This window comes from Pseudomonas sp. BF-RE-25 (assembly GCF_019956105.1).
Classification (GTDB): domain Bacteria; phylum Pseudomonadota; class Gammaproteobacteria; order Pseudomonadales; family Pseudomonadaceae; genus Aquipseudomonas; species Aquipseudomonas migulae.
Window position 1 is genome coordinate 1 of sequence record NZ_JAHBDB010000070.1, and the last position, 21,069, is coordinate 21,069.

The following is a 21,069-nucleotide window of genomic DNA, read 5'->3' on the forward strand; positions in this document are numbered from 1 at the left end:
GCGTACTTGAGATCGCCATCGCCGGCAAGCCGGCTCCTACAGGGATCGTGTGGGGCCATTCGAGTCATCGTATAACTTCTGATTGACATACCCTGAAACACTCGCAAATAATCGCCTCGATGTTGTACGACGACGTATGACAAAAATAAAAACAACAAATACCCAGGGAACGTCACAGTGAGCAAACTCGCCCGCAATTCCTCCATCCGCACTTCTCGCCCTGTCTTCGCACGCCGGCATACCCTGAGCCTGATCAGTTGCAGCAGCCTGGCCGTACTCGCCATGCCTGTGATCGGCCACGCCGAAGGTTTCGTCGATGACGCCAAGGCCACGCTGAACCTGCGCAACTTCTACATCAACCGCAACTTCACCAACCCGACCTACCCACAAGGCAAGGCCGAAGAGTGGACGCAAAACTTCATCCTCGACGCCAAGTCAGGATTCACCCCAGGCCCGGTCGGTTTTGGTGTGGATGTGCTGGGCCTGTACTCGCAGAAGCTCGATGGCGGCAAAGGCACCGGCGGTACGCAACTGCTGCCGATCCACGATGACGGCCGCCCTGCCGACAACTTCGGCCGGATGGGGGTGGCGCTCAAAGGCAAAATCTCGAAAACCGAATTGAAGGTCGGCGAATGGATGCCGATACTGCCAATCCTGCGCTCGGATGACGGCCGCTCCCTGCCGCAAACCTTCCGCGGTGGCCAGGTGACCTCTACCGAAATCAGCGGCCTGACGCTCTACGGCGGCCAGTTCCGCCAGAACAGCCCGCGCAACGATGCGAGCATGGAAGATATGTCCATGAACGGCAAAGCGGCGTTCACCTCGGACCGTTTCAACTTTGGTGGTGGTGAATACCTGTTCAACGAGAAGCGCACGCAGGTCGGCGTCTGGTACGCGGAACTCAGCGACATTTATCAGCAGCAGTATTTCAACCTGAGCCACAGCCAACCCATCGGCGACTGGACCCTCGGCGCCAACCTCGGTTTCTTCAACGGCAAGGAAGATGGCAGTGCCCTGGCCGGTGATCTGGACAACAAAACCACGTTCGCCATGTTGTCTGCCAAATACGGCGGCAACACCTTTTACGTCGGCCTCCAAAAGCTCACCGGTGACAATGCCTGGATGCGCGTCAACGGCACCAGCGGCGGCACCCTGGCCAACGACAGCTACAACTCCAGCTACGACAACGCCAGGGAAAAATCCTGGCAACTGCGTCATGACTACAACTTCGTCGCCCTGGGCATTCCCGGCCTGACGATGATGAACCGCTACATCAGCGGCGATAACGTGCACACCGGCGCTATCACCGACGGCAAGGAATGGGGCCGCGAATCGGAACTGGCCTACACCATACAGAGCGGCGTGCTGAAGAACCTCAACGTAAAATGGCGCAACGCGAGCATTCGCAAAGACTTCAGCAACAACGAGTTCGATGAAAACCGCATTATCATCAACTATCCGATTTCGTTGTTGTAATACGCGCTACTGACCTGTAGGAGCGAAGCTTGCTCGCGAAAGACGTCAACGATAACGCATGTTTTCTGGATAAACGCGTTGCCCTGAAGTCCTTCGCGAGCAAGCTTCGCTCCTACAGGGGATAGCGTTCTTGCCAGGTAACCCTCCGTCTTTTTTGACCAAAGTTGCGTTGACAAGACCCGGAAACCCTAACGATACTTCGGCACAGTCGTACGACAACCTACAACGAACTCAACAACAATAATTTCGCGCCCAGGAACTTCCATGACCACCACTTCCCAAGCCCCTTTCAATCGCCTGCTGCTGACCGGTGCCGCCGGTGGCCTCGGTAAAGTGCTGCGCGAACGCCTGCGCCCTTACGCCAAAGTCATTCGCCTGTCGGACATCGCCGACATCGCCCCCGCCATTGATGACCGCGAAGAAGTCGTGACTTGCGACCTCGCGGACAAGCAAGCCGTGCATCACCTGGTCGAAGGCGTGGATGCGATCCTGCACTTCGGCGGTGTGTCGACAGAGCATTCGTTCGAAGACATCCTCGGCGCCAACATCTGCGGCGTGTTCCACATCTACGAAGCGGCGCGCCGTCATGGCGTCAAGCGGGTGATTTTCGCCAGTTCCAACCACGTCATCGGTTTCTACAAACAGGATGAAGTGATTGACGGCCGATCCCCTCGCCGCCCGGACAGCTACTACGGTTTGTCCAAGTCCTACGGCGAAGACACGGCCAGCTTCTACTTCGATCGCTACGGCATCGAGACCGTCAGCATCCGTATCGGCTCGTCGTTCCCGGAGCCGCTAAACCGTCGAATGATGAGCACCTGGCTGAGCTTCGGCGACCTGACCCAATTGATCGAACGCTCCCTGTACGCGCCGAACGTTGGCCACACCGTGGTCTATGGCGCTTCCGACAACAAAAATCTCTGGTGGGACAACCGCTACGCCACCGCGCTGGGTTATGTACCGCAGGACACCTCTGAAGTGTTCCGTGCAAAAATCGACGCCCAGCCGATGCCGGCCGCTGATGACCCGGCGATGGTTTACCAGGGTGGCGCGTTTGTCGCGTCCGGTCCGTTCGGCGATTGAGTCAGCGCTGTTCACTTGATCCCCACAACAAAAACCCAGGGAATGAGTTGCCATGCAAGCCGAATTGATTGTCGATGCCCGCAACACGGTCGGTGAAAGCCCGGTCTGGGTCCCGGAAGAAAACGCCCTGTACTGGGTCGATATTCCCGCCGGGGGCCTGCAACGCTGGAGCGCCGAAACCGGGCATGTCGAGGCCTGGACGGCGCCGGAGATGCTCGCCTGCATCGCGCGTCACCGCGATGGCAGTTGGGTCGCCGGGATGGAAAGCGGATTCTTCCGCCTCCAGCCGCACAATGACGGCAGCCTCGACAGTGAGTTGCTGGCCCACGTCGATCACCCGCGCACCGACATGCGTCTCAACGATGGTCGCTGCGACCGTCAGGGGCGTTTTTGGGCCGGCAGCATGGTGTTGAACATGGGCGCCAGCGCGGCCGACGGTGCGCTGTATCGCTACGCCGACGGCCAGCGCGGGCCGCTCAACGCGCTACTTTCAGGATTCATCGTCCCCAACGGCCTGGGCTTCAGCCCGGACGGGCGCACGATGTACCTGTCTGACTCGCATCCCTCGGCCCAGCAAATCTGGGCCTTCGATTACGACATCGACAGCGGCACGCCGACAAACCGTCGGCTGTTCGTCGACATGAATCACTTCTGCGGTCGCCCCGATGGCGCTGCCGTGGATGCCGACGGCTGCTATTGGATTTGCGCCAACGATGCCGGGCTGATTCACCGTTTCACCCCCGACGGACGCCTGGACCGCTCCCTCACCGTACCGGTGAAAAAGCCGACCATGTGCGCCTTCGGCGGCAGTCGACTGGACACCCTGTTCGTGACCTCGATCCGCCCCGGCGACGACCATGACGAACAGTCACTGGCGGGCGGTGTGTTCGCCCTTGATCCGGGCGTTAAAGGTTTGCCGGAACCCCTTTTCAGCCACTGATCGAATTCGCCAGACAACGCTGTACCTGTAGGAGCCAGGCTTGCCGGCGAAGGCGATCTCAAGGACGCCTTCGCCGGCAAGCCTGGCTCCTACGGATAGTCCAAGCATTCATTGATTTCGCAGGTCACCATGACGCCAACACTGCTCGAACTCGAAGACGAATTCACCCACCTTACCCTCGCCCCCGAAACCGGTGGCAGCATCGTCAACTGGACCGTGAACAGTTCGGGTCAGCCGCTGTTGCGCCACAGTGACGCGCACGCGCTGAACACCGGTCTGCCGGGCAAACTCGGCTGTTTTCCGCTGGTGCCATGGTCCAACCGCATTTCCGACGGTGGTTTCGATCGCCCGGACGGCTGGCTCGCGCTCGAGCCCAACAGCCTCACCGATCCCCTGCCGATTCACGGCAGCGCCTGGCAACAACCGTGGCAGGTGGTTTCGCAGGCGCGTGATGAAGTCGTCCTGCAACTCGACAGCACCAGGCCGTTCGCCTATCGCGCCCGGCAGCGTTTTCATTTGAGCCAGGGCAAACTGAGCATTGAGTTGCACGTCACGCATCTGGCTGAACGCGCCGCGTGGCATGGTTTGGGGCTGCATCCGTACTTGCCGCGTACCGCCGGCACTCGGTTACAGGCCAAGGCTGAGCAGGTGTGGTGGTGCGACGCCTCGAAACTGCCGACTCGACTCGGTCCTTTGCCTGCCGAGTGGGATTTTCGCCAGCTCAAGGCCCTGCCCGACACGCTGGTCGACAACGGTTTCTGCCAATGGGATGGCCATTGCCTGATCCAGCAACCCGACCTCGGTTATGAACTGGAATGCCAGGCCAGCGGCAGCGATTACTACCTGCTCTACTGCCCGGTGGACCTGGGGTTTTTCTGCATCGAACCGGTGAGCCATCCAGTCAATGCGCACCACTTGCCCGGTCGGCCGGGGCTGGTGTTGCTCGAACAAGGTCAATCCGCCGAGCTGGGTTTCAGCCTGCAATACCGCGCCTACCCCAACAGCTGACTCAGCACCGCACGCAACTTGCCGGGTTTCACCGGTTTGTTCAGCAACGGCGCATCCAATCGCTGCAAGGAGCGGCGGCACTGATCGGTGCGGTCGGCAGTGATGATCACCGCCGGAATCGTCTGGCTGAAATGCTCGCGCAAATGCCGGACCACCTCGCACCCCACCACCCCATGATCAAGGTGGTAGTCCGCCAGAATCAGCTCCGGCGCGTGGCCCTGCAACGCGGCCAGCGCCGAGGCTTCGTCGGTGGCGATGACCACTTCGCAGCCCCATTGCCCGAGCAGCGCGCTCATGCTTTGCAGAATGCTGACCTCATTGTCCAGCACCAGCAAACGCCGGCCCGGCAGCGGATTGCCGGTACCCGGCTGGGGCGCCGCGAGGCTGATGGGTAACGGAACCTCACGGGAAATCGGCACCTCAATGCTGAACATCGAGCCGCGTCCCGGCAGCGAATGCACCTGGACCCGGTAGTCGAGAATCTTGGCGATGCGCTCGACGATCGCCAACCCCAGCCCCACACCTTTGCGGTCGGCGGCACGGCCGACGTCCAGTTGATTGAACTCAAGGAAGATCGAGTCGAGGCGATCCGCCGGGATCCCGCGCCCGGTGTCCCAGACTTCCAGACGCAGCCTGTCACCGCGACGCCGGGCGCCGAGCAGGATGCTGCCCTCGTCGGTATAGCGACAGGCGTTGCTGAGGAAGTTGCGCAGGATGCGCGTCATCAGGCGCAGGTCGGTGCGAATGGCGTAATCGCCCATGTGCACGCGCAAGCGCAGCCCGGCCGCATCGGCCACTGACTGGAATTCCGACACCAGCGGCCCGAGCAATTCATCGAGGCGGTACAACGCGACATCCGGTTTGACCGCCGCTTGATCGAGCCGGGAGATGTCCAGCAAATCAGTGAGTAAATCTTCCGCCCCTTCCAGGGCCTGATGCGTGCGTTCGACCAGCACCTGCTCGACGTCCGGCAGTTTGCGCTCACGCAAGGTCGAAATCAGCAAACGCGCGGCGTTGAGCGGTTGCAGCAGGTCATGACTGGCGGCGGCGAGGTATTTGTCCTTGCTGCGATTGGCGGCCTCGGCGGCATCACGGGCATCGCGCAAGGCCTCGGCGATCTGTTTGCGCTGGGTGATCTGTTGCTGCAGGTTGCGGTTGGCTTCAAGCAATTCGTCGGTGCGCGCGGTGACGCGTTGTTCCAGTTCGTCATTGAGCTGTTGCAACCGTTGCTGGGCCTGTTTGCGTTCGGTGATGTCAGCGACAAAACCTTCCACCAGCTGTTCCTTATCGGGCCTGAGCAACAGGTTCATCAGCACATCGACGCTGCTGCCGTCCTGGCGGCGCAACTGGGTTTCGTAGCCGTGAAGGCTGCCTTGATGCCGAAGGATCTCGCCGATGTTTTCCAGCTCCTGCTCACCGCCGACGAACAGCTGGCTGGCCAGGTCGGCCTTGGAAAACATCACGTCTTGCGGGTCCTGATAGCCGAGCATGCGTGCCAGCGCCGTGTTGGCGGCACGCATGCCGCCGTCGAGGCTGGCCTGGAAAATCCCGTAGACCGCGTGCTCGAACAACCACTTGTAGCGATTGCGCTCGGTTTCCAGGTCTTCCAGGCGGGCGGCCAGTTCCGGGTAATGGCTCTTGCGCGCCGAATGGCTGCCCAATCCGAGCAAGCCGGCCAGCGCCGCCTGTTGCTCGTCAGAGGGCTTCGCCATAGACGACCTCGACATCACGCTGACTGGATTCACGCGGGTTGGTCAGGATGCACGGGTCGTGCATGGCATGTTGCGACAGGAATGGAATGTCCGCCGTGCTGACGCCGTGCAAGCCGAGGGTTTCGTGAAAGCCGATGGCGTGTTTCAACGCGATCAGATGTTCAACCAGCCGCCCGCAGATCTGCCGGTGATTGAGGCCACGGCAATCGATGCCGAACGTCTCGGCAATCACCTTGAAGCGTTCCGGCGCAGAGCTGTAATTGAAGGCCACCACGTGCTCCACCAACACCGCGTTGCACAGGCCATGGGGCAAATCGAGGAAGCCACCGAGGCTGTGAGACATGGCGTGCACTGCGCCGAGGATCGCATTGGAAAACGCAAGCCCGGCCTGCATGCTGCCGAGCATGATTTTCTCGCGCAGGGCGATGTCCGTCGGGTTGGCGATCATCTGCACCAGGTTGCCGTTGATCAGGCGCATGGCTTCCAGCGCGTGGGGGTCGGTCAGTGGCCCGTGCCCCGTAGAAACGAAGGCTTCGATGGCATGCACCAACGCGTCGATGCCGGTACAGGCCGACAGGAACGGGTCCATGCTCAGGGTGGTTTCCGGGTCGATCAGCGACACGTCCGGCACCACCGCTTTACTGACGATGGAGAATTTCATGCGTTCTTGCTGGTTGGAGATGATCACGAATTGCGAGACGTCCGCCGAGGTGCCGGCGGTGGTCGGGATCAGGATCAGTGGCGGGCTGGGCACGCTGATGGTGTCCACTCCTTCGAACTCGAGGATGCTGCGCCCGTGAGCGACGACAATGCCGATGCCCTTGCCGCAATCCATCGGGCTGCCGCCACCGACGGCGACGATCACGTCGCAATGGTTTTCCCGGTACAACTCGGCACCGAGCATGACTTCCTCGACACGCGGGTTGGGCGAAACGTCGCTATACAAAAAGTAATCGATGCCCTGGGCCTGCAGGCTGGCCTCGACATCGGCAACCCAACCGGCGGCAATGACGCCGGGATCGCTGACCACCAGGACCTTGCGCGCGCCAAAGGTCTTGGCATAGTTGCCGACGTTGTGCCGGCAACCGGCACCGAAGATGATTTCAGGCGAAACGAATTTACGCAGCTGGCTGAGACTCTGGCTCATTGGAAAGCCTGTTTTTATTGTTTTGGAAGGTAAGAACCACACTAACCCATCCGGCTGTGAATGCAATCAGACCAAAGATCAACGTTGATTCCCCTGTGGGAGCGAGCCTGCTCGCGATGGTGTGTCAGTCGACACTTATTTTGCTGACACACCATCGCGAGCAGGCTCGCTCCTACAGGGGATTTGCGGTGTTTGATCTATCCGCGATAGATCAAGCGGGAGGCCTTCTCATTGCGCAAGGTCAAATGTTCCATGCCCTGCCCCGGCGCAGCGGCCTCCTCGCGAGCCTTGAGGATCACGCCATGGTGCGGTGACTTGCTGCACACCGGGTCGGCATTGGCGGCATCGCCGGTCAGCATGAACGCCTGGCAGCGGCAGCCTCCCAGGTCCTTGTGTTTTTCATCGCAGGAACGGCACGGTTCCTTCATCCAGTCGTCGCCACGGAAGCGGTTGAAACCGAAGGAGTCGTTCCAGATGTGCTCGATGCTGTGTTCGCGCACATTGGGGAATGTCACCGGCAATTGCCGGGCGCTATGACAGGGCAGCGCCGTGCCGTCCGGGGTGATGTCGAGAAACAGGTTGGCCCAGCCGTTCATGCAGGTCTTGGGGCGTTCTTCGTAGTAATCCGGGGTGACGAAGATCAACTTGCACGGATGCCCCTGCGCCTCAAGCCGTTCGCGATATTCATTGGTGATGCGTTCGGCGCGCTGCAATTGCTCGCGGGTCGGCAACAGGCCCACGCGATTGAGCTCGGCCCACCCATAAAACTGACACGTGGCGAGCTCGACAAAATCCGCTTCAAGCTCCAGACACAAGTCGATGATGCGGTCGATGCGGTCGATGTTGTGCCGATGGGTGACGAAATTCAGCACCATCGGATAACCCTGGGCTTTCACCGCACGGGCCATGGCGAGTTTCTGCGCGAACGCCTTGCGCGAGCCGGCGAGCATGTTGTTGACCGCTTCGTCGGCCGCCTGGAAGCTGATCTGGATATGGTCGAGCCCGGCGACCTTGAAATCATGGACTTTCTGCTCGGTCAGGCCGATGCCCGAGGTGATCAGGTTGGTGTAGTAACCCATGTCCCGTGCGGCTTTGATCAGCTCCGCCAGGTCCTGGCGCACCAACGGTTCACCACCGGAAAACCCCAGTTGCGCAGCGCCCATCGCGCGCGCCTCGCGGAACACGCGAATCCATTCGTCAGTGCTCAGCTCTGCGCCTTGCTGGGCGAAATCCAGTGGATTTGAGCAATAGGGGCATTGCAACGGGCAGCGATAAGTCAGCTCCGCCAGCAGCCACAGCGGTGGCCCCGGCGGCGCATCATTCGATCCAGAATTGAGCATGGGCCACCTCCAGAAACGCCAGCACATCCTCGTCGATCCCCGGCACACCGGGAAAACTCGCGGAGAGCAAATCAATGATCGCCGCCACACTGCGTTGACCGTCCAGCAGGTCGAGAATCTGCCCGGCACTGGCGTTGAGTTTGATCATGCCTTCGGGGTACAGCAGCACATGGCAGTCCTGACGAGGTTCCCACTGCAGGCGAAAACCCCGGCGCAACGCCGGTGACTGCGCACGATTGATCGGGCTCACAAGGCGATCCCCCGATGCCAGACGCGTTCAGTGGTCACCGTGTGATACGGCGGGCGTTCCAGCTCGTAGGCCATGCTCATGGCGTCGAGCATGCTCCACAGCACGTCGAGCTTGAACTGGAGGATTTCCAGCATCCGTTGCTGGGCTTCGACAGTGACGTAGTGCGCCAGGGTAATGCGCAAACCGTGCTCGACGTCGCGCCGCGCCTGACTCAGGCGCGTGCGGAAATAGTCGTAACCGGCGACGTCGATCCACGGGTAATGCGCTGGCCAGGCGTCGAGCCGCGACTGGTGGATCTGCGGAGCGAACAGTTCGGTCAGCGAACTGCTGGCCGCTTCCTGCCAGCAGGCGCGCCGGGCAAAATTGACGTAGGCGTCCACGGCGAAACGTACACCGGGCAACACCAGTTCCTGGGACAGAATCTGCTCACGATCCAGGCCCACTGCTTCACCGAGGCGCAACCAGGCTTCGATACCGCCTTCGCTGCCAGGCACACCGTCGTGGTCGAGAATCCGTTGCAGCCATTCGCGGCGCACGTCGCGGTCCGGGCAGTTGGCGAGGATGGCGGCGTCCTTGAGCGGAATGTTGATCTGGTAGTAGAAGCGGTTGGCGACCCAGCCTTGAATCTGCTCGCGACTGGCGCGACCGGCGTACATGGCTTGGTGGAACGGGTGATGGATGTGGTAGTACGCGCCTTTGGCGCGCAGGGCCTGTTCGAATTCAGTGGGGTTCATCGCTGTATCAGTCATTGCAGGTCTCCTGGAGGATTTGCGGTGTCTGGTCTGGCGCCTTCGCGGGCAAGCCTCGCTCCTACAAGGACCGCGCTGTACCTGTAGGAGCGAGGCTTGCCCGCGAAGGCGTCATCCGCTACAGCACAATGTCCATGCCGTCATAGGCCACCTCGATCCCCCGCCGCTCCAGCAACGCCCGCTCAGCCGAGTCTTCGTCGAGGATCGGGTTGGTGTTGTTAATGTGGATCAGCACCTTGCGCTGACGAATAAAACACTCCAACACCTCCAGCATCCCGCCTGCCCCACTCTGCGGCAGATGCCCCATCTCGCTGCCCAGGCTCTGGCCGACTTCACAGACGCGCATTTCGTCATCGCGCCACAACGTGCCATCCAGCAACAGGCAATCGGCACGCTGCATCCAGCTCAACACCTCGTCATCGATTTGCCCGAGGCCCGGCGCATAGAACAACGAAGCGCCCGTACGCCGGTCTTCGATAAACAGGCCAATGGTGTCACCCGGTTGCGGATTGCCGCGGTTAGGCGAATACGGCGGTGCATTGCTGACCAGCGGAATGCCCCGAAACTGCAAATGCTCGCAAGCCGCGATGCTGAATGGCTGGCGATCGAGTCCGATCGGTTGCCACTGCAAACCGCCATTCCAGTGCTTGAGCATGGTGAACAATGGAAAGCCGCTGCTCAGGTCTTCATGAACCCGCTCGGTGCACCACACCGAATGCGGGCAGCCTTCGCGCAGGCTCAACAGGCCGGTGCAATGGTCGATCTGGCTGTCCATCAGGACCACGCCGGCAATGGCCGTGTCGCGCAAGCGCCGTGCCGGTTGCAGCGGCGCGAAACTCTCGAGTTGCGCGCGGATATCCGGGGAGGCATTGCACAGCACCCAGTCCACACCGTTGTCGCTCAGGGCAATGGAAGATTGCGTGCGACGTTGCGCACGCAGGCTGCCATTGCGCATACCGGCGCACTGACGACAGTTGCAGTTCCACTGCGGAAAACCACCGCCAGCGGCGGAACCGAGAACGCGAATGTGCATGGGCGATGCTCCAGAAGGCAGGCCCGGCCAACGCAGCGGCTGGCCGGGTGGACGATCAGCGGTTGGCGAAATACATCGTCACTTCGAAGCCAATGCGCAGATCGGTAAACGCGGGTTTAGTCCACATGGGTCATTCCTCTTCTTGTGCCGGACGATTCCGGTAAAGCCATTAATGCACGGGGCGGCAGGCGCCCGAATGCTACTTTCGAAGGAGGTTGTGGGGTGCGTTGGTAGGGGGTATGGCGCGGTCGTCAGGCACACAAAAATCCAATGTGGGAGCGAGCCTGCTCGCGATGGCGGCGTTACAGTCAACATCAATGTTGAATGTAATGGCCTCATCGCGAGCAGGCTCGCTCCCACAGGGGGATTGTGGTGATTTTGCGGGGGTTAGAAGAACCCCAGCGGATTGATGTCGTAGCTCACCAGCAGGTTTTTGGTCTGCTGATAATGGTCGAGCATCATCTTGTGGTTCTCACGGCCGACACCGGATTTCTTGTAGCCACCGAACGCGGCATGCGCCGGGTACAGGTGGTAGCAGTTGGTCCAGACGCGCCCGGCCTTGATCGCCCGGCCCATGCGGTACGCGCGGTTGATGTCGCGGGTCCACAGGCCGGCACCGAGGCCGAACTCGCTGTCGTTGGCAATCGCCAGGGCTTCGGCTTCGTCCTTGAACGTGGTGATGCCCACCACCGGGCCGAAGATTTCTTCCTGGAACACGCGCATCTTGTTGTGGCCCTTGAGCAAGGTCGGCTGGATGTAATAGCCGCTCGACAAGTCGCCTTCAAGACGTTCCGCCGCACCACCGGTGAGCAGCTCGGCGCCCTCCTCCTGGGCAATTTTCAGGTACGAGAGAATCTTGTCGTATTGCTGCTCGGACGCCTGGGCGCCGACCATGGTGTCGGTGTCCAGCGGGTTGCCGCGTTTGATCTTGACGATCTTCTTCATCACCTCGGCCATGAACGGTTCGTAGATCGACTCTTGCACCAGCGCACGCGACGGGCAGGTGCAGACTTCGCCCTGGTTGAAGAAGGCGAGCACCAGACCTTCGGCGGCTTTCTCGATGAACTGTGGCTCGGCGTTCATGATGTCTTCGAAGAAGATGTTCGGCGACTTGCCGCCCAGTTCGACGGTGCTCGGAATAATGTTCTCGGCGGCGCAATGCATGATGTGCGCGCCCACCGGAGTGGAGCCGGTGAAGGCGATCTTGGCGATACGTTTGCTGGTGGCCAGTGCCTCACCGGCTTCGCGACCGAAACCTTGCACGATGTTGAGCACGCCGGCCGGCAGCAAGTCGGCGATCAGTTCGGCGAAGACCATGATCGACAGCGGTGTCTGCTCGGCAGGCTTGAGCACGATGCAGTTGCCGGCCGCCAGGGCCGGGGCGAGTTTCCACGCGGCCATCAGCAGCGGGAAGTTCCACGGGATGATCTGCCCGACCACGCCCAATGGCTCGTGAAAATGATAGGCGGTGGTCAGCTCGTTGATTTCGGCGGCGCCACCTTCCTGTGCGCGGATGCAACCGGCGAAGTAACGGAAGTGGTCGGCGGCCAGCGGCACGTCGGCGTTGAGGGTTTCGCGCACGGCCTTGCCGTTGTCCCAGGTTTCGGTGACGGCGAGTATTTCGAGGTTTTGTTCAATGCGATCGGCGATTTTCAACAGCACCAGCGAGCGGTCCTGCGCCGAGGTTTTGCCCCAGGCATCGGCAGCGGCGTGGGCGGCGTCGAGCGCCCTTTCGATGTCGGCGGCGCTGGAGCGCGGGAACTCGGCGATCACTTCACCGGTTACCGGCGAGGTGTTGGTGAAGTACTCGCCATTGACCGGTGCGACGAACTCGCCGCCGATGAAGTTGCCGTAGCGCGGTTTGAAGGAAACGACGGCGCCGGGTGTTCCGGGTTGTGCGTAGATCATGATGGGCCTCTGTCTGGGTCGATGCCTGTCGGGCAAACAGGCGATGAACCGATAGTAGAGAGCCCCGCGTGCCAGACGAATGCGCCGTTGGCAGGGGGGCTCTCGTTATTTGGTAGTAGGTTTCACGCATTCCCCTGTAGGAGCGAGCTTGCTCGCGATGGTCGTCAACGATAACGCGGGGTGTCTGGTGCCCCGCGTCGGCCTCAGGTTCATCGCGAGCAAGCTCGCTCCTACAGGGGTGTGGCGGGGTTAGTGTTTGGCCACCAGGTCTTTCGGCAACTTGAAGGTCCAGAGCATGCCGCCCTGGTTGAAGTCCTTCACGCGCTTGGCCACTTCGCCGCCCCACAGCGGAACCGCGCCGCCCCAACCGGACAGCACGGAAACGTACTGCTCGCCGTCCATTTCCCAGGTCACGGGCGAGCCGAGTACGCCGGAGCCGGTCTGGAATTCCCAGACTTTCTCGCCGGTCTTGGCATTGAACGCCTGGAGGAAACCTTCCGGAGTGCCGGTGAACACCAGGTTGCCTTTAGTGGTCAGCACCCCGCCCCACAGCGGCGCGAAGTTCTTGTGACGCCAGACTTCCTTGCCGGTTTTCGGGTCGATGGCGCGCAGTACGCCGATGTAGTCTTCGTTCAAGGGCTTGATGGTGAAACCGGCACCGAGGAACGCCGCGCCTTTCTTGTAGGCGATGCCTTCGTTCCAGATGTCCATGCCCCACTCGTTGGACGGTACGTAGAACAACCCGGTGTCCTTGTTGTAGGCCATCGGCATCCAGTTTTTTGCGCCGAGGAACGCCGGGGCGACGAACACCGAACTGCCCTTGGCTTCGGTGCCCGGTGCGCCCGGACGGCTGGCTTCGTTGTAGATCGGCCGGCCTTGTTTATCGAGGCCAGTGGCCCAGGTGATCTTGTCGACGAAGGGGAAGCCGCGAATGAACTTGCCGTTGGTGCGGTCCAGCACATAGAAGAAGCCGTTACGGTCCGCGGTCGCGGCGGCTTTGATTTCTTTGCCGCCTTCGCTGTAGTTGAACGACACCAGTTCGTTCACGCCGTCATAGTCCCAGCCGTCGTGGGGCGTGCTCTGGAAATGCCATTTGATGGTGCCGTCGTCCGGGTTCAGCGCCAGGCGTGACGACGAGTAAAGGTTGTCGCCAGGACGCAGGTGCGAGTTCCACGGCGCCGGGTTACCGGTGCCGAACAGCAGCAGATTGGTTTCCGGGTCGTAGTAGCCGCCGAGCCAAGGTGCGGCACCGCCGGTTTTCCACAGATCGCCAGGCCAGGTCTTGCCTGCTTCGCCACCGGAGATGCCGTTCTCTACCGCTTTGCCGTCCTTGTAGACGTAGCCCATGTGGCCCTCGACGGTTGGCCGGGTCCACAACAGATCACCGTTTTTCGGGTCGTAGGCTTCGATTTTGCCCACCACGCCGAACTCGCCACCGGCCACGCCGGTAATCAGTTTGCCGTTGATCACCAGCGGCGCGGCGCTGATCGAATAGCCTTCCTTGTGGTCGGCGACTTTCTTGCTCCACACCACTTTGCCGGTGTCTTTGTTCAGGGCCACGAGCTTGGCGTCGAGGGTGCCGAAAATCACCAGGTCGCCATACAGCGCCACGCCCCGGTTGATCACGTCACAGCATGGGCGGATGTCATCGGGCAGACGCGCATCGTATTGCCAGAGTTTCTTGCCGGTGCGCGCATCCACCGCAAACACCCGCGAGTAGGAGCCGGTCATGTACATCACGCCGTCCTTGATCATCGGTTGCGCTTGCTGACCGCGTTGTTTTTCACCGCCGAAGGAGAAGGCCCAGACCGGCCGCAAGTCTTTCACGTTGTTGACGTTGAGGGTGTCGAGCGGGCTGTAGCGCTGACCCTGGACGCCCAGACCGTTGGTGACGACCTGCTCCGGGTTCTTGGGGTCCTGGAGAATGTCCTGGTCGGTGACGGCGGCCAATGCGGTGCCGGACAACAGCATGGCACTGAGCAACAGGCTCAAGACGAAGGGTTGGCGACGTGCGGGTTGGGTCATGACGGCTGCCTCTGCGGTTATTGTTATACCCGGGAAATTTTCCCGGTCTGGTGCAGATTCTTGGGCGCCGCCGCCCTTGCAACAATTGCCCGCAGTGCTGAGATTGCTAGTTCCTTAGTACAGGGTCTGAAATCGGATTTTTGAACGCCCCAACCCTGTAGGAGCCAGCTTGCTGGCGATGACGCCAATGAAATCGCCATCGCCAGCAAGCTGGCTCCTACAGGGTTTGCGTTACCCCCGATCCCGAACACACCCAAAATCCGTAGGAGCCGGCTTGCTGGCGATCCAGGCAACGCGGTGTATCAGGCAGACCGCAGCGTCCCGATCGCCAGCAAGCTGGCTCCTACAGGTTTGAGTCAACGCGTTTCATTTGTGTGCGTTCGTATCGCGGATAGAGATGGCTGACGCTGCGGATCAGTTCGTAGCGACTCAGGCTGATCCCGGCGAAACGTTCGGGAATCGGGCTGCGGATCATCTCGGCCATGTCGCTGCCGTCGGCCGCACCCTCGCGCATCAACCGGTCGAGCCAGCCAAGGTAGTCGCGCATTTGTTCGAACGGTTTTGCGTCCGTGGCCACCGGGCCGTGACCGGGGACGATGAGCGTCCACGCCAACCCCTGAAGCGTGGCGATGTCCGCCAGCCACACCGACAGCCCCGGACTGTTGGGCGTGGTCAGCGCCCGCTGGTAAAACACCAGATCCCCGGCAAACAGCACGCCGGTTTGCTGGTCGAGAATAGCCAGATCCGCGCCGGTATGCCCACCCAGGCTCAGCAGGCGCAGATCATGATTCCCAAAATTTCGCACGCCGGGCGTCAGCGTCTCGGTCGGCAACACCACTTCGGTGCCCCGCATCCAGTCGCCCACCAGCCGATACATGTTCTCGGCCATGGCGTCGCCCTGCTGCTTCAACAACTCGCAGGTGCCCGCGAGCGCGCCGATCGGCACATCGCTGAAGGCCTGATTGCCCAGCACATGATCGGGATGATGATGGGTCAGCAGCACCTGGATCACCGGTTTGTCGGTGGTCGCGGCAATGGCTTTGCGCATCGCTTCGCCGTATCGCCTGGACGGCCCGGTGTCGATCACCACCACGCCGCGTTCGGTGACGATGAACGCTGTGTTGACGATGTTGCCGCCGTTGGCCTTGGCAAAATTGTCGGTGCTGCCTTCCAGCAGCCAGGTGTCGGCGGCGATCTGCCGGGGCTTGAGTGAATAGTCGAGTTCGGCCAACGCCGGAAGGCTCAGGCTAATGAACAACAGCAGCATCCAGCGCATCACGCGCTCCTTTGAGTCAGGGTATGGCCGCATCAAATTCGTTGCCGCTGTTGTCACGCAGCAACAGGCGCGTCTGCCCTGCCCCTTCGATGTCGAAGGCCAGGTTGGGGTTTTCGCTGACGGCGGGAAACAGTTCGAGGCGGGCCAGCACTTGATCGTTCTGATCCCGCAGCTCGGCATGGTTGATGAAGAATTCCGGGATACCGCCGACCATGCCGTTATCCATCGGATGCGCCACCTGCAAACGCAAGCGGCTGAATTCGCCACGGGGATAACGTCCGCCAAGCACTTCGCCAATGTGATCTTCCCAGCCCGGCTGGGTGCGCACCACGCTCGGCGCCGTACATCCGCCACCCGCCGCATCGATCAGGGTCGAGCCGACATGCCACACACCGTCGCGAGTCAGGACGGCCGCGCGCAGCGGCGTGGCTTGTTCGACACGAATGCGGATCGACAGCCAGGGCAACACCCGATCCAGCGGCTGGAAATCGACAATCTTCGGCAAAGGATTGAGCTCGGCCCAGGCGAGGATTTTCACCACCTCGCCCTTGAACGCCCGGGCATCGATTTCCAGCGGCACTTGCCGGGCGTCTTCGGCGAACGGCGGCGCCAGCAGCTTGACCCGCTCATCAAACACGAACGGCGCATCGCCGAGCATCTGCTTGTGATAGAAGGCCCACATCACCGACGGCACCGGGTCTTTGCCCGGTGGGATATCTGCCGCGTGCGCGGCCAAGGGTAGCCAACAGGCCAACAGACCACACGTGCGCCAGTTCACTGTTGATACATCTCCGGGACGTCATAGCGCAGGCCATAACGGGCATAAATGGCTTTCACCGAACCCTCGCGGATCATGGCTTCCAGCGCCTCTTCCACGGCATAGGCCAATTGTCGGTTGCTCTCGTGCACGGCCATGCCGATTTCCCAGAGTTGCTTGCCCATGTTCGGGTAGGCGTTTTCCGCCAGCGCCACTTGCGGGTCGGCGGCTTCATGAACCTGCCAGTCGATCTCGCCGCGCATGGCCATGACCGCGTCGACTTCGCCCGCCTTCATCGCTGCGAATGCCTGGGGCACGCCAGGGTAGTGATGGGTTTTGCCGGCGAGCATGCCGTTGAACACCGAGGTCAGGTAGAACGACGGCACGCTATCGACCTCGACACCGATCGGGTGATGCTCAAACACCGCGACGCTGCCTACCGACTCGAGCCGACGACGGTCATAGGCGACTTGCCATTGTTCGTTCTGATACGGACCGAACATCACCACATGGCTGTTTTCCAGCTCACCCAGTTCGTTGCGCTTGCGTGCGTAATCCTGGTCATAGGGCACGCGCATCATCAGGTCGGCCAGTTGCAGATCGTGCAACGGACTGGCGCGCCAGATGTAGTCGCGCAGGTCGTCGTCGAGCTTCTCGCCGGCGGGCGCCCAGATCAGCGTCAGGCGCACACCAAGAGCTTTGGCCAGCGCCTCGGCGAGGTCGACATCGACGCCACGGGGTTGGCCGGCGTTGTCGAAACTGTAGGGGGCGAAGTCTTTGTAGACCGCCACTTTCAGCTCCCCGGCAGCGATCATTTCGTCATAGCTGCGGACCTGCGCCTGCACCGTCTGGCAGCACAGCAACACAGCGCTGATCAACACCGCGAGCAGGCGCATGCATTACTCCTCGACGCGGACGCTGTCCAGGTAAGTGCGCACCGCCCACAGGGCTTCCTGGCTCAGGTAGTCCGCCATTTTCGGCATGTACACCCGACCGTCACGCACCGCGCCATGGCGCACCCGTTCGACGAACCATTCATCACCGGCCTCGCCGACATCGAGCATGCGCAAATCAGGTGCGATGCCGCCGGACTTGGCTTCCAGGCCATGACAGGCCGCGCAGTTCTGGTTGTAGGCCGATGAACCGATCTCGACGGCCTTATCGTGTTCCGGGGAAGTGCGGTAAGGGTTCACCGCCGCCCATCCATCGCCATCGAGCTGCACGCCGGCGTCCTTGATCGGGGTCAGTCCCTGGGTTTCGACGGCTTGTGGCACGACATTGCCGTGAGCCCAGACCGAACCTGCACTGATGAAGCCGGCCAGCAGGCCGGCAACGAGCAAGGCGTTGCGTTTTGTTGTCATTGTTATGCCCTCAGGATTGCACGCAAAACCTCTTTACAGAGGCTATGGCAGCCATCTTAGGAAGCGCTTCGCGCAAGCCCCATGCTGCTTTGGTGGTCGCCACCCAGTACCTTGGTAGTAGGGCTTGCGACGCACACCCAAATCAGGTGCCGCCTGGGAAATCTTCCCGGCAACAGCGGGACTTTTTCCGTATTCGCCACCCCGTCGGACGCACCACCCTGTGCAGGCCAAAACCTCCACTGGGAACTGCAACCATGACAATAAGATCGCTACCCGCCCTTTCCCCTTTGACCCTCGCCGTGCACGCCTTTTTGCTGGTGAGCAGCCTGTCCCTGAGCGCGGCCAGCCAAGCTGCAACCGCGCCTGCCACACCAACGCACAACGTGAGCTGGGAAGACATTGCCAACGATCACCTGACCACCAAGGACGTTCTGCAATACGGCATGGGCACCAACGCACAGCGCTGGAGCCCGCTGGCCCAGGTCAATGACAAGAACGTGTTCAAGCTGACACCGGCCTGGTCCTACTCCTTCGGCGACGAGAAGCAACGCGGCCAGGAATCCCAGGCCATCGTCAGTGACGGCGTGGTGTACGTCACCGGTTCGTACTCGCGGGTATTCGCCCTCGATGCCAAGACCGGCAAGCGCCTGTGGACCTACAACCATCGCCTGCCGGACAACATTCGTCCGTGCTGCGATGTGGTCAACCGTGGCGCGGCGATTTATGGCGACAAAATCTACTTCGGCACCCTCGACGCGCGACTGATCGCGCTGGACAAGAACACCGGCAAAGTGGTCTGGAACAAAAAATTCGGCGACCACGCCGCCGGTTACACCATGACCGGCGCCCCGGTGCTGATCAAAGACAAGACCAGCGGCAAGGTGCTGTTGATCCATGGCAGTTCCGGTGATGAGTTCGGTGTGGTCGGGCAACTCTATGCCCGCGACCCGGACACCGGCGAAGAAGTGTGGATGCGACCTTTCGTCGAAGGCCACATGGGCCGCTTGAACGGCAAGGACAGTACGCCGACCGGCGACGTCAAGGCGCCGTCCTGGCCGAACGATCCAACCACTGAAACCGGCAAGGTCGAAGCCTGGAGCCACGGCGGCGGCGCCCCTTGGCAGAGCGCCAGTTTCGACGCGGAAACCAACACCATCATCGTCGGCGCCGGCAACCCTGGCCCTTGGAACACCTGGGCGCGCACCTCCAAGGACGGCAACCCGCACGATTACGACAGCCTCTACACCTCGGGCCAGGTCGGCGTCGATCCGAGCACGGGCGAGGTGAAATGGTTCTACCAACACACCCCGAACGATGCCTGGGATTTCTCCGGCAACAACGAGCTGGTGCTGTTCGACTACAAGGACAAGGACGGCAAAACGGTCAAGGCCACCGGCCACGCGGACCGCAACGGTTTCTTCTACGTGGTCGACCGCAACAACGGCAAATTGCAGAACGCTTTTCCCTTCGTCGACAACATCACCTGGGCCAGCCACATCGACCTGAAGACCGGGCGGCCGGTCGAGAATGAAGGCCAGCGTCCGGCCAAGCCGTTGCCGGGCGAAACCAAAGGCAAACCGGTGGAAGTTTCGCCGCCGTTCCTCGGTGGCAAGAACTGGAACCCGATGGCCTACAGCCAGGACACCGGCCTGTTCTACATTCCGGGCAACCAATGGAAAGAGGAATACTGGACCGAAGAGGTCAACTACAAGAAAGGTTCGGCCTACCTGGGCATGGGTTTCCGCATCAAGCGCATGTACGACGATCACGTCGGCACCTTGCGTGCGATGAACCCGACCACGGGCAAAGTGGTGTGGGAGCACAAGGAACACTTGCCGTTGTGGGCCGGCGTGCTGGCGACCAAGGGCAACCTGGTGTTCACCGGCACCGGTGACGGTTTCTTCAAGGCCTTCGACGCGAAAACCGGCAAGGAGCTGTGGAAGTTCCAGACCGGCAGCGGCATCGTCTCGCCGCCGATCACCTGGGAACAGGACGGCGAGCAGTACATCGGCGTGACCGTCGGCTATGGCGGTGCGGTGCCGTTGTGGGGCGGCGACATGGCCGAGCTGACCAAACCGGTGGCTCAGGGCGGGTCGTTCTGGGTGTTCAAGATTCCGAGCTGGGATAACCAGACCGCGCAGAAGTAATTCTCCCCACCCACCTCTGTGGGAGCGAGCCTGCTCGCGATTAACCTGAGACCGCCGCGGGGCACCAGACACCCCGCGTCATCGTTGACGACCATCGCGAGCAGGCTCGCTCCCACAAGGGAAGCCAGAGACCTTGCCATGAAATACCTGCCTCTAATGTTATTACTCGCCGCCCTTCCGGTTTTCGCGGATGACGGCGACGACGCCCCGCTGATCATCAACGGATGCACCCTCGCCGAACACAGCCAGTGCCCCGGCGCCAATCTCAAAGGCGCCAACCTGAGCAATCAGGACCTGCGCAACATGAACCTCAGCGGCGCCGACCTGCGCGACGCCGACTTGCGTCACGCCCGCCTCGACCTCGCCAACCTGGAAAAAGCCCAACTGCAAGGCGCCAACCTGACCCGCGCCAGCCTGCAACAAAGCAACCTGCGCCTGGCCGACTTCAGCGGTGCTAAGTTGATGGCGGTCCAGGGCTGGGGCTTGTTTGCCCAGGGTGCGCAGTTTCAAGACGCCAACCTCAGCGGCGCCTACCTGCAATTCGCCCGCCTCTCCGGCGCCAAACTGCATAACGCCAACCTGCGGGCGGCCGACCTGGAAATGACCTGGCTGAGCAAAGCCGACCTCAAAGGCGCGAATCTCAGCGATGCCAATCTGCAGGAAGCCAAGTTCGGTGAAAGCAACCTGGAACAGGCAAACCTCAACGGCTCGCGCCAGCATTATGCGAATTTTCAAGATGCGAATATGGAAGGCTGCATCGGTTGCCCGACGACGTGGGACAAATAACACCTCCCCTGTAGGAGCCGGCTTGCTGGCGATAGCGGTGGATCAGTCGACATCAATGGTGCCTGCCCCAC

General features: G+C 61.3%; 19 protein-coding genes. 6 read left to right on the plus strand and 13 right to left on the minus strand.

The window, feature by feature from the left end:
* Window positions 1–177: 177 nt before the first annotated feature.
* The 4 genes from KGB24_RS25655 (at window position 178) to KGB24_RS25670 (ending at window position 4,507) form a co-directional block, all read left to right on the plus strand.
* Entirely contained in the window at window positions 178–1,476 is a 1,299-nt protein-coding gene (locus tag KGB24_RS25655; RefSeq protein ID WP_223416575.1) for an OprD family porin, read from the plus strand.
* 264 nt (window positions 1,477–1,740) lie between these two features.
* Window positions 1,741–2,559 carry an NAD-dependent epimerase/dehydratase family protein gene (locus tag KGB24_RS25660; protein WP_223416576.1) on the plus strand — a complete coding sequence of 273 codons (819 nt, stop codon included), beginning with the start codon at window positions 1,741–1,743 and terminating at the stop codon, window positions 2,557–2,559.
* Window positions 2,560–2,611: 52 nt separating this feature from the next.
* Complete coding sequence (locus KGB24_RS25665) at window positions 2,612–3,499, plus strand: SMP-30/gluconolactonase/LRE family protein (protein ID WP_223416578.1); 888 nt, start codon at window positions 2,612–2,614, stop codon at window positions 3,497–3,499.
* A 129-nt stretch (window positions 3,500–3,628) separates the two neighbouring features.
* Complete coding sequence (locus KGB24_RS25670) at window positions 3,629–4,507, plus strand: aldose 1-epimerase (RefSeq protein ID WP_223416579.1); 879 nt, start codon at window positions 3,629–3,631, stop codon at window positions 4,505–4,507.
* On the opposite strand, the gene KGB24_RS25675 is transcribed toward KGB24_RS25670, so the two are convergent.
* From KGB24_RS25675 to pedF, 13 genes are all read right to left on the minus strand, one after another.
* Window positions 4,492–6,219, minus strand: coding sequence for a NahK/ErcS family hybrid sensor histidine kinase/response regulator (locus KGB24_RS25675; protein ID WP_223416580.1), 1,728 nt, complete (start codon window positions 6,217–6,219; stop codon window positions 4,492–4,494). The two genes, KGB24_RS25670 and KGB24_RS25675, sit on opposite strands and share 16 nt — an antisense overlap.
* Window positions 6,203–7,366 carry an alcohol dehydrogenase-like regulatory protein ErcA gene (gene ercA / locus KGB24_RS25680; RefSeq protein WP_008024858.1) on the minus strand — a complete coding sequence of 388 codons (1,164 nt, stop codon included), beginning with the start codon at window positions 7,364–7,366 and terminating at the stop codon, window positions 6,203–6,205. Before ercA ends, KGB24_RS25675 begins: the two co-directional genes overlap by 17 nt.
* Window positions 7,367–7,563: 197 nt before the next feature.
* Window positions 7,564–8,706, minus strand: a complete 1,143-nt coding sequence (gene pqqE, locus KGB24_RS25685; protein WP_223474889.1) for a pyrroloquinoline quinone biosynthesis protein PqqE — start codon at window positions 8,704–8,706, stop codon at window positions 7,564–7,566.
* Window positions 8,684–8,956, minus strand: a complete 273-nt coding sequence (pqqD, locus tag KGB24_RS25690) for a pyrroloquinoline quinone biosynthesis peptide chaperone PqqD (RefSeq protein ID WP_008024861.1) — start codon at window positions 8,954–8,956, stop codon at window positions 8,684–8,686. Before pqqD ends, pqqE begins: the two co-directional genes overlap by 23 nt.
* On the minus strand, window positions 8,953–9,705 hold the full coding sequence (pqqC, locus tag KGB24_RS25695; RefSeq protein WP_223416582.1) for a pyrroloquinoline-quinone synthase PqqC: 753 nt from the start codon (window positions 9,703–9,705) through the stop codon (window positions 8,953–8,955). Before pqqC ends, pqqD begins: the two co-directional genes overlap by 4 nt.
* A 118-nt stretch (window positions 9,706–9,823) precedes the next feature.
* Window positions 9,824–10,738: a pyrroloquinoline quinone biosynthesis protein PqqB gene (pqqB, locus tag KGB24_RS25700; protein WP_223416583.1), complete on the minus strand. Its 915-nt coding sequence runs from the start codon at window positions 10,736–10,738 to the stop codon at window positions 9,824–9,826.
* Window positions 10,739–10,793: 55 nt separating this feature from the next.
* On the minus strand, window positions 10,794–10,865 hold the full coding sequence (gene pqqA / locus KGB24_RS25705; RefSeq protein ID WP_003253598.1) for a pyrroloquinoline quinone precursor peptide PqqA: 72 nt from the start codon (window positions 10,863–10,865) through the stop codon (window positions 10,794–10,796).
* Window positions 10,866–11,125: 260 nt separating this feature from the next.
* The gene (locus KGB24_RS25710; RefSeq protein ID WP_008024867.1) at window positions 11,126–12,646 is read right to left on the minus strand and encodes an aldehyde dehydrogenase family protein; all 1,521 of its coding nucleotides are present in this window, start codon (window positions 12,644–12,646) and stop codon (window positions 11,126–11,128) included.
* A gap of 249 nt (window positions 12,647–12,895) precedes the next feature.
* Window positions 12,896–14,671, minus strand: a complete 1,776-nt coding sequence (locus tag KGB24_RS25715) for a PQQ-dependent methanol/ethanol family dehydrogenase (protein ID WP_008024869.1) — start codon at window positions 14,669–14,671, stop codon at window positions 12,896–12,898.
* 343 nt (window positions 14,672–15,014) lie between these two features.
* Window positions 15,015–15,947, minus strand: coding sequence for a quinoprotein relay system zinc metallohydrolase 1 (locus tag KGB24_RS25720; protein ID WP_223416584.1), 933 nt, complete (start codon window positions 15,945–15,947; stop codon window positions 15,015–15,017).
* A 16-nt stretch (window positions 15,948–15,963) separates the two neighbouring features.
* On the minus strand, window positions 15,964–16,725 hold the full coding sequence (locus tag KGB24_RS25725; protein ID WP_223416586.1) for a quinoprotein dehydrogenase-associated SoxYZ-like carrier: 762 nt from the start codon (window positions 16,723–16,725) through the stop codon (window positions 15,964–15,966).
* Window positions 16,722–17,600 carry a substrate-binding periplasmic protein gene (locus KGB24_RS25730; protein ID WP_223416587.1) on the minus strand — a complete coding sequence of 293 codons (879 nt, stop codon included), beginning with the start codon at window positions 17,598–17,600 and terminating at the stop codon, window positions 16,722–16,724. Before KGB24_RS25730 ends, KGB24_RS25725 begins: the two co-directional genes overlap by 4 nt.
* Before the next feature lie 3 nt (window positions 17,601–17,603).
* Window positions 17,604–18,065: a cytochrome c-550 PedF gene (gene pedF / locus KGB24_RS25735; protein WP_008024878.1), complete on the minus strand. Its 462-nt coding sequence runs from the start codon at window positions 18,063–18,065 to the stop codon at window positions 17,604–17,606.
* A 254-nt stretch (window positions 18,066–18,319) separates the two neighbouring features.
* Between pedF and exaA the strand changes: the two genes are divergently transcribed.
* The gene (gene exaA, locus KGB24_RS25740) at window positions 18,320–20,212 is read left to right on the plus strand and encodes a quinoprotein ethanol dehydrogenase (protein WP_223416588.1); all 1,893 of its coding nucleotides are present in this window, start codon (window positions 18,320–18,322) and stop codon (window positions 20,210–20,212) included.
* Between the two features lie 138 nt (window positions 20,213–20,350).
* Window positions 20,351–20,998 (plus strand): pentapeptide repeat-containing protein, encoded by a 648-nt coding sequence (locus tag KGB24_RS25745; RefSeq protein ID WP_223416589.1) that lies wholly within the window; start codon window positions 20,351–20,353, stop codon window positions 20,996–20,998.
* Window positions 20,999–21,069: the final 71 nt, after the last annotated feature.

Bases quoted from the DNA above. Each gene is read 5' to 3' on its own strand.
- pqqE (WP_223474889.1), bottom strand. From the start codon at position 8,706: ATGCTCAATTCTGGATCGAATGATGCGCCGCCGGGGCCACCGCTGTGG.
- KGB24_RS25745 (WP_223416589.1), top strand. From the start codon at position 20,351: ATGAAATACCTGCCTCTAATGTTATTACTCGCCGCCCTTCCGGTTTTC.
- KGB24_RS25670 (WP_223416579.1), top strand. From the start codon at position 3,629: ATGACGCCAACACTGCTCGAACTCGAAGACGAATTCACCCACCTTACC.
- KGB24_RS25720 (WP_223416584.1), bottom strand. From the start codon at position 15,947: ATGCGCTGGATGCTGCTGTTGTTCATTAGCCTGAGCCTTCCGGCGTTG.
- KGB24_RS25665 (WP_223416578.1), top strand. From the start codon at position 2,612: ATGCAAGCCGAATTGATTGTCGATGCCCGCAACACGGTCGGTGAAAGC.
- KGB24_RS25675 (WP_223416580.1), bottom strand. From the start codon at position 6,219: ATGGCGAAGCCCTCTGACGAGCAACAGGCGGCGCTGGCCGGCTTGCTC.
- exaA (WP_223416588.1), top strand. From the start codon at position 18,320: ATGACAATAAGATCGCTACCCGCCCTTTCCCCTTTGACCCTCGCCGTG.
- KGB24_RS25660 (WP_223416576.1), top strand. From the start codon at position 1,741: ATGACCACCACTTCCCAAGCCCCTTTCAATCGCCTGCTGCTGACCGGT.
- pqqC (WP_223416582.1), bottom strand. From the start codon at position 9,705: ATGACTGATACAGCGATGAACCCCACTGAATTCGAACAGGCCCTGCGC.
- KGB24_RS25710 (WP_008024867.1), bottom strand. From the start codon at position 12,646: ATGATCTACGCACAACCCGGAACACCCGGCGCCGTCGTTTCCTTCAAA.
- ercA (WP_008024858.1), bottom strand. From the start codon at position 7,366: ATGAGCCAGAGTCTCAGCCAGCTGCGTAAATTCGTTTCGCCTGAAATC.
- pedF (WP_008024878.1), bottom strand. From the start codon at position 18,065: ATGACAACAAAACGCAACGCCTTGCTCGTTGCCGGCCTGCTGGCCGGC.
- pqqB (WP_223416583.1), bottom strand. From the start codon at position 10,738: ATGCACATTCGCGTTCTCGGTTCCGCCGCTGGCGGTGGTTTTCCGCAG.
- KGB24_RS25715 (WP_008024869.1), bottom strand. From the start codon at position 14,671: ATGACCCAACCCGCACGTCGCCAACCCTTCGTCTTGAGCCTGTTGCTC.
- KGB24_RS25730 (WP_223416587.1), bottom strand. From the start codon at position 17,600: ATGCGCCTGCTCGCGGTGTTGATCAGCGCTGTGTTGCTGTGCTGCCAG.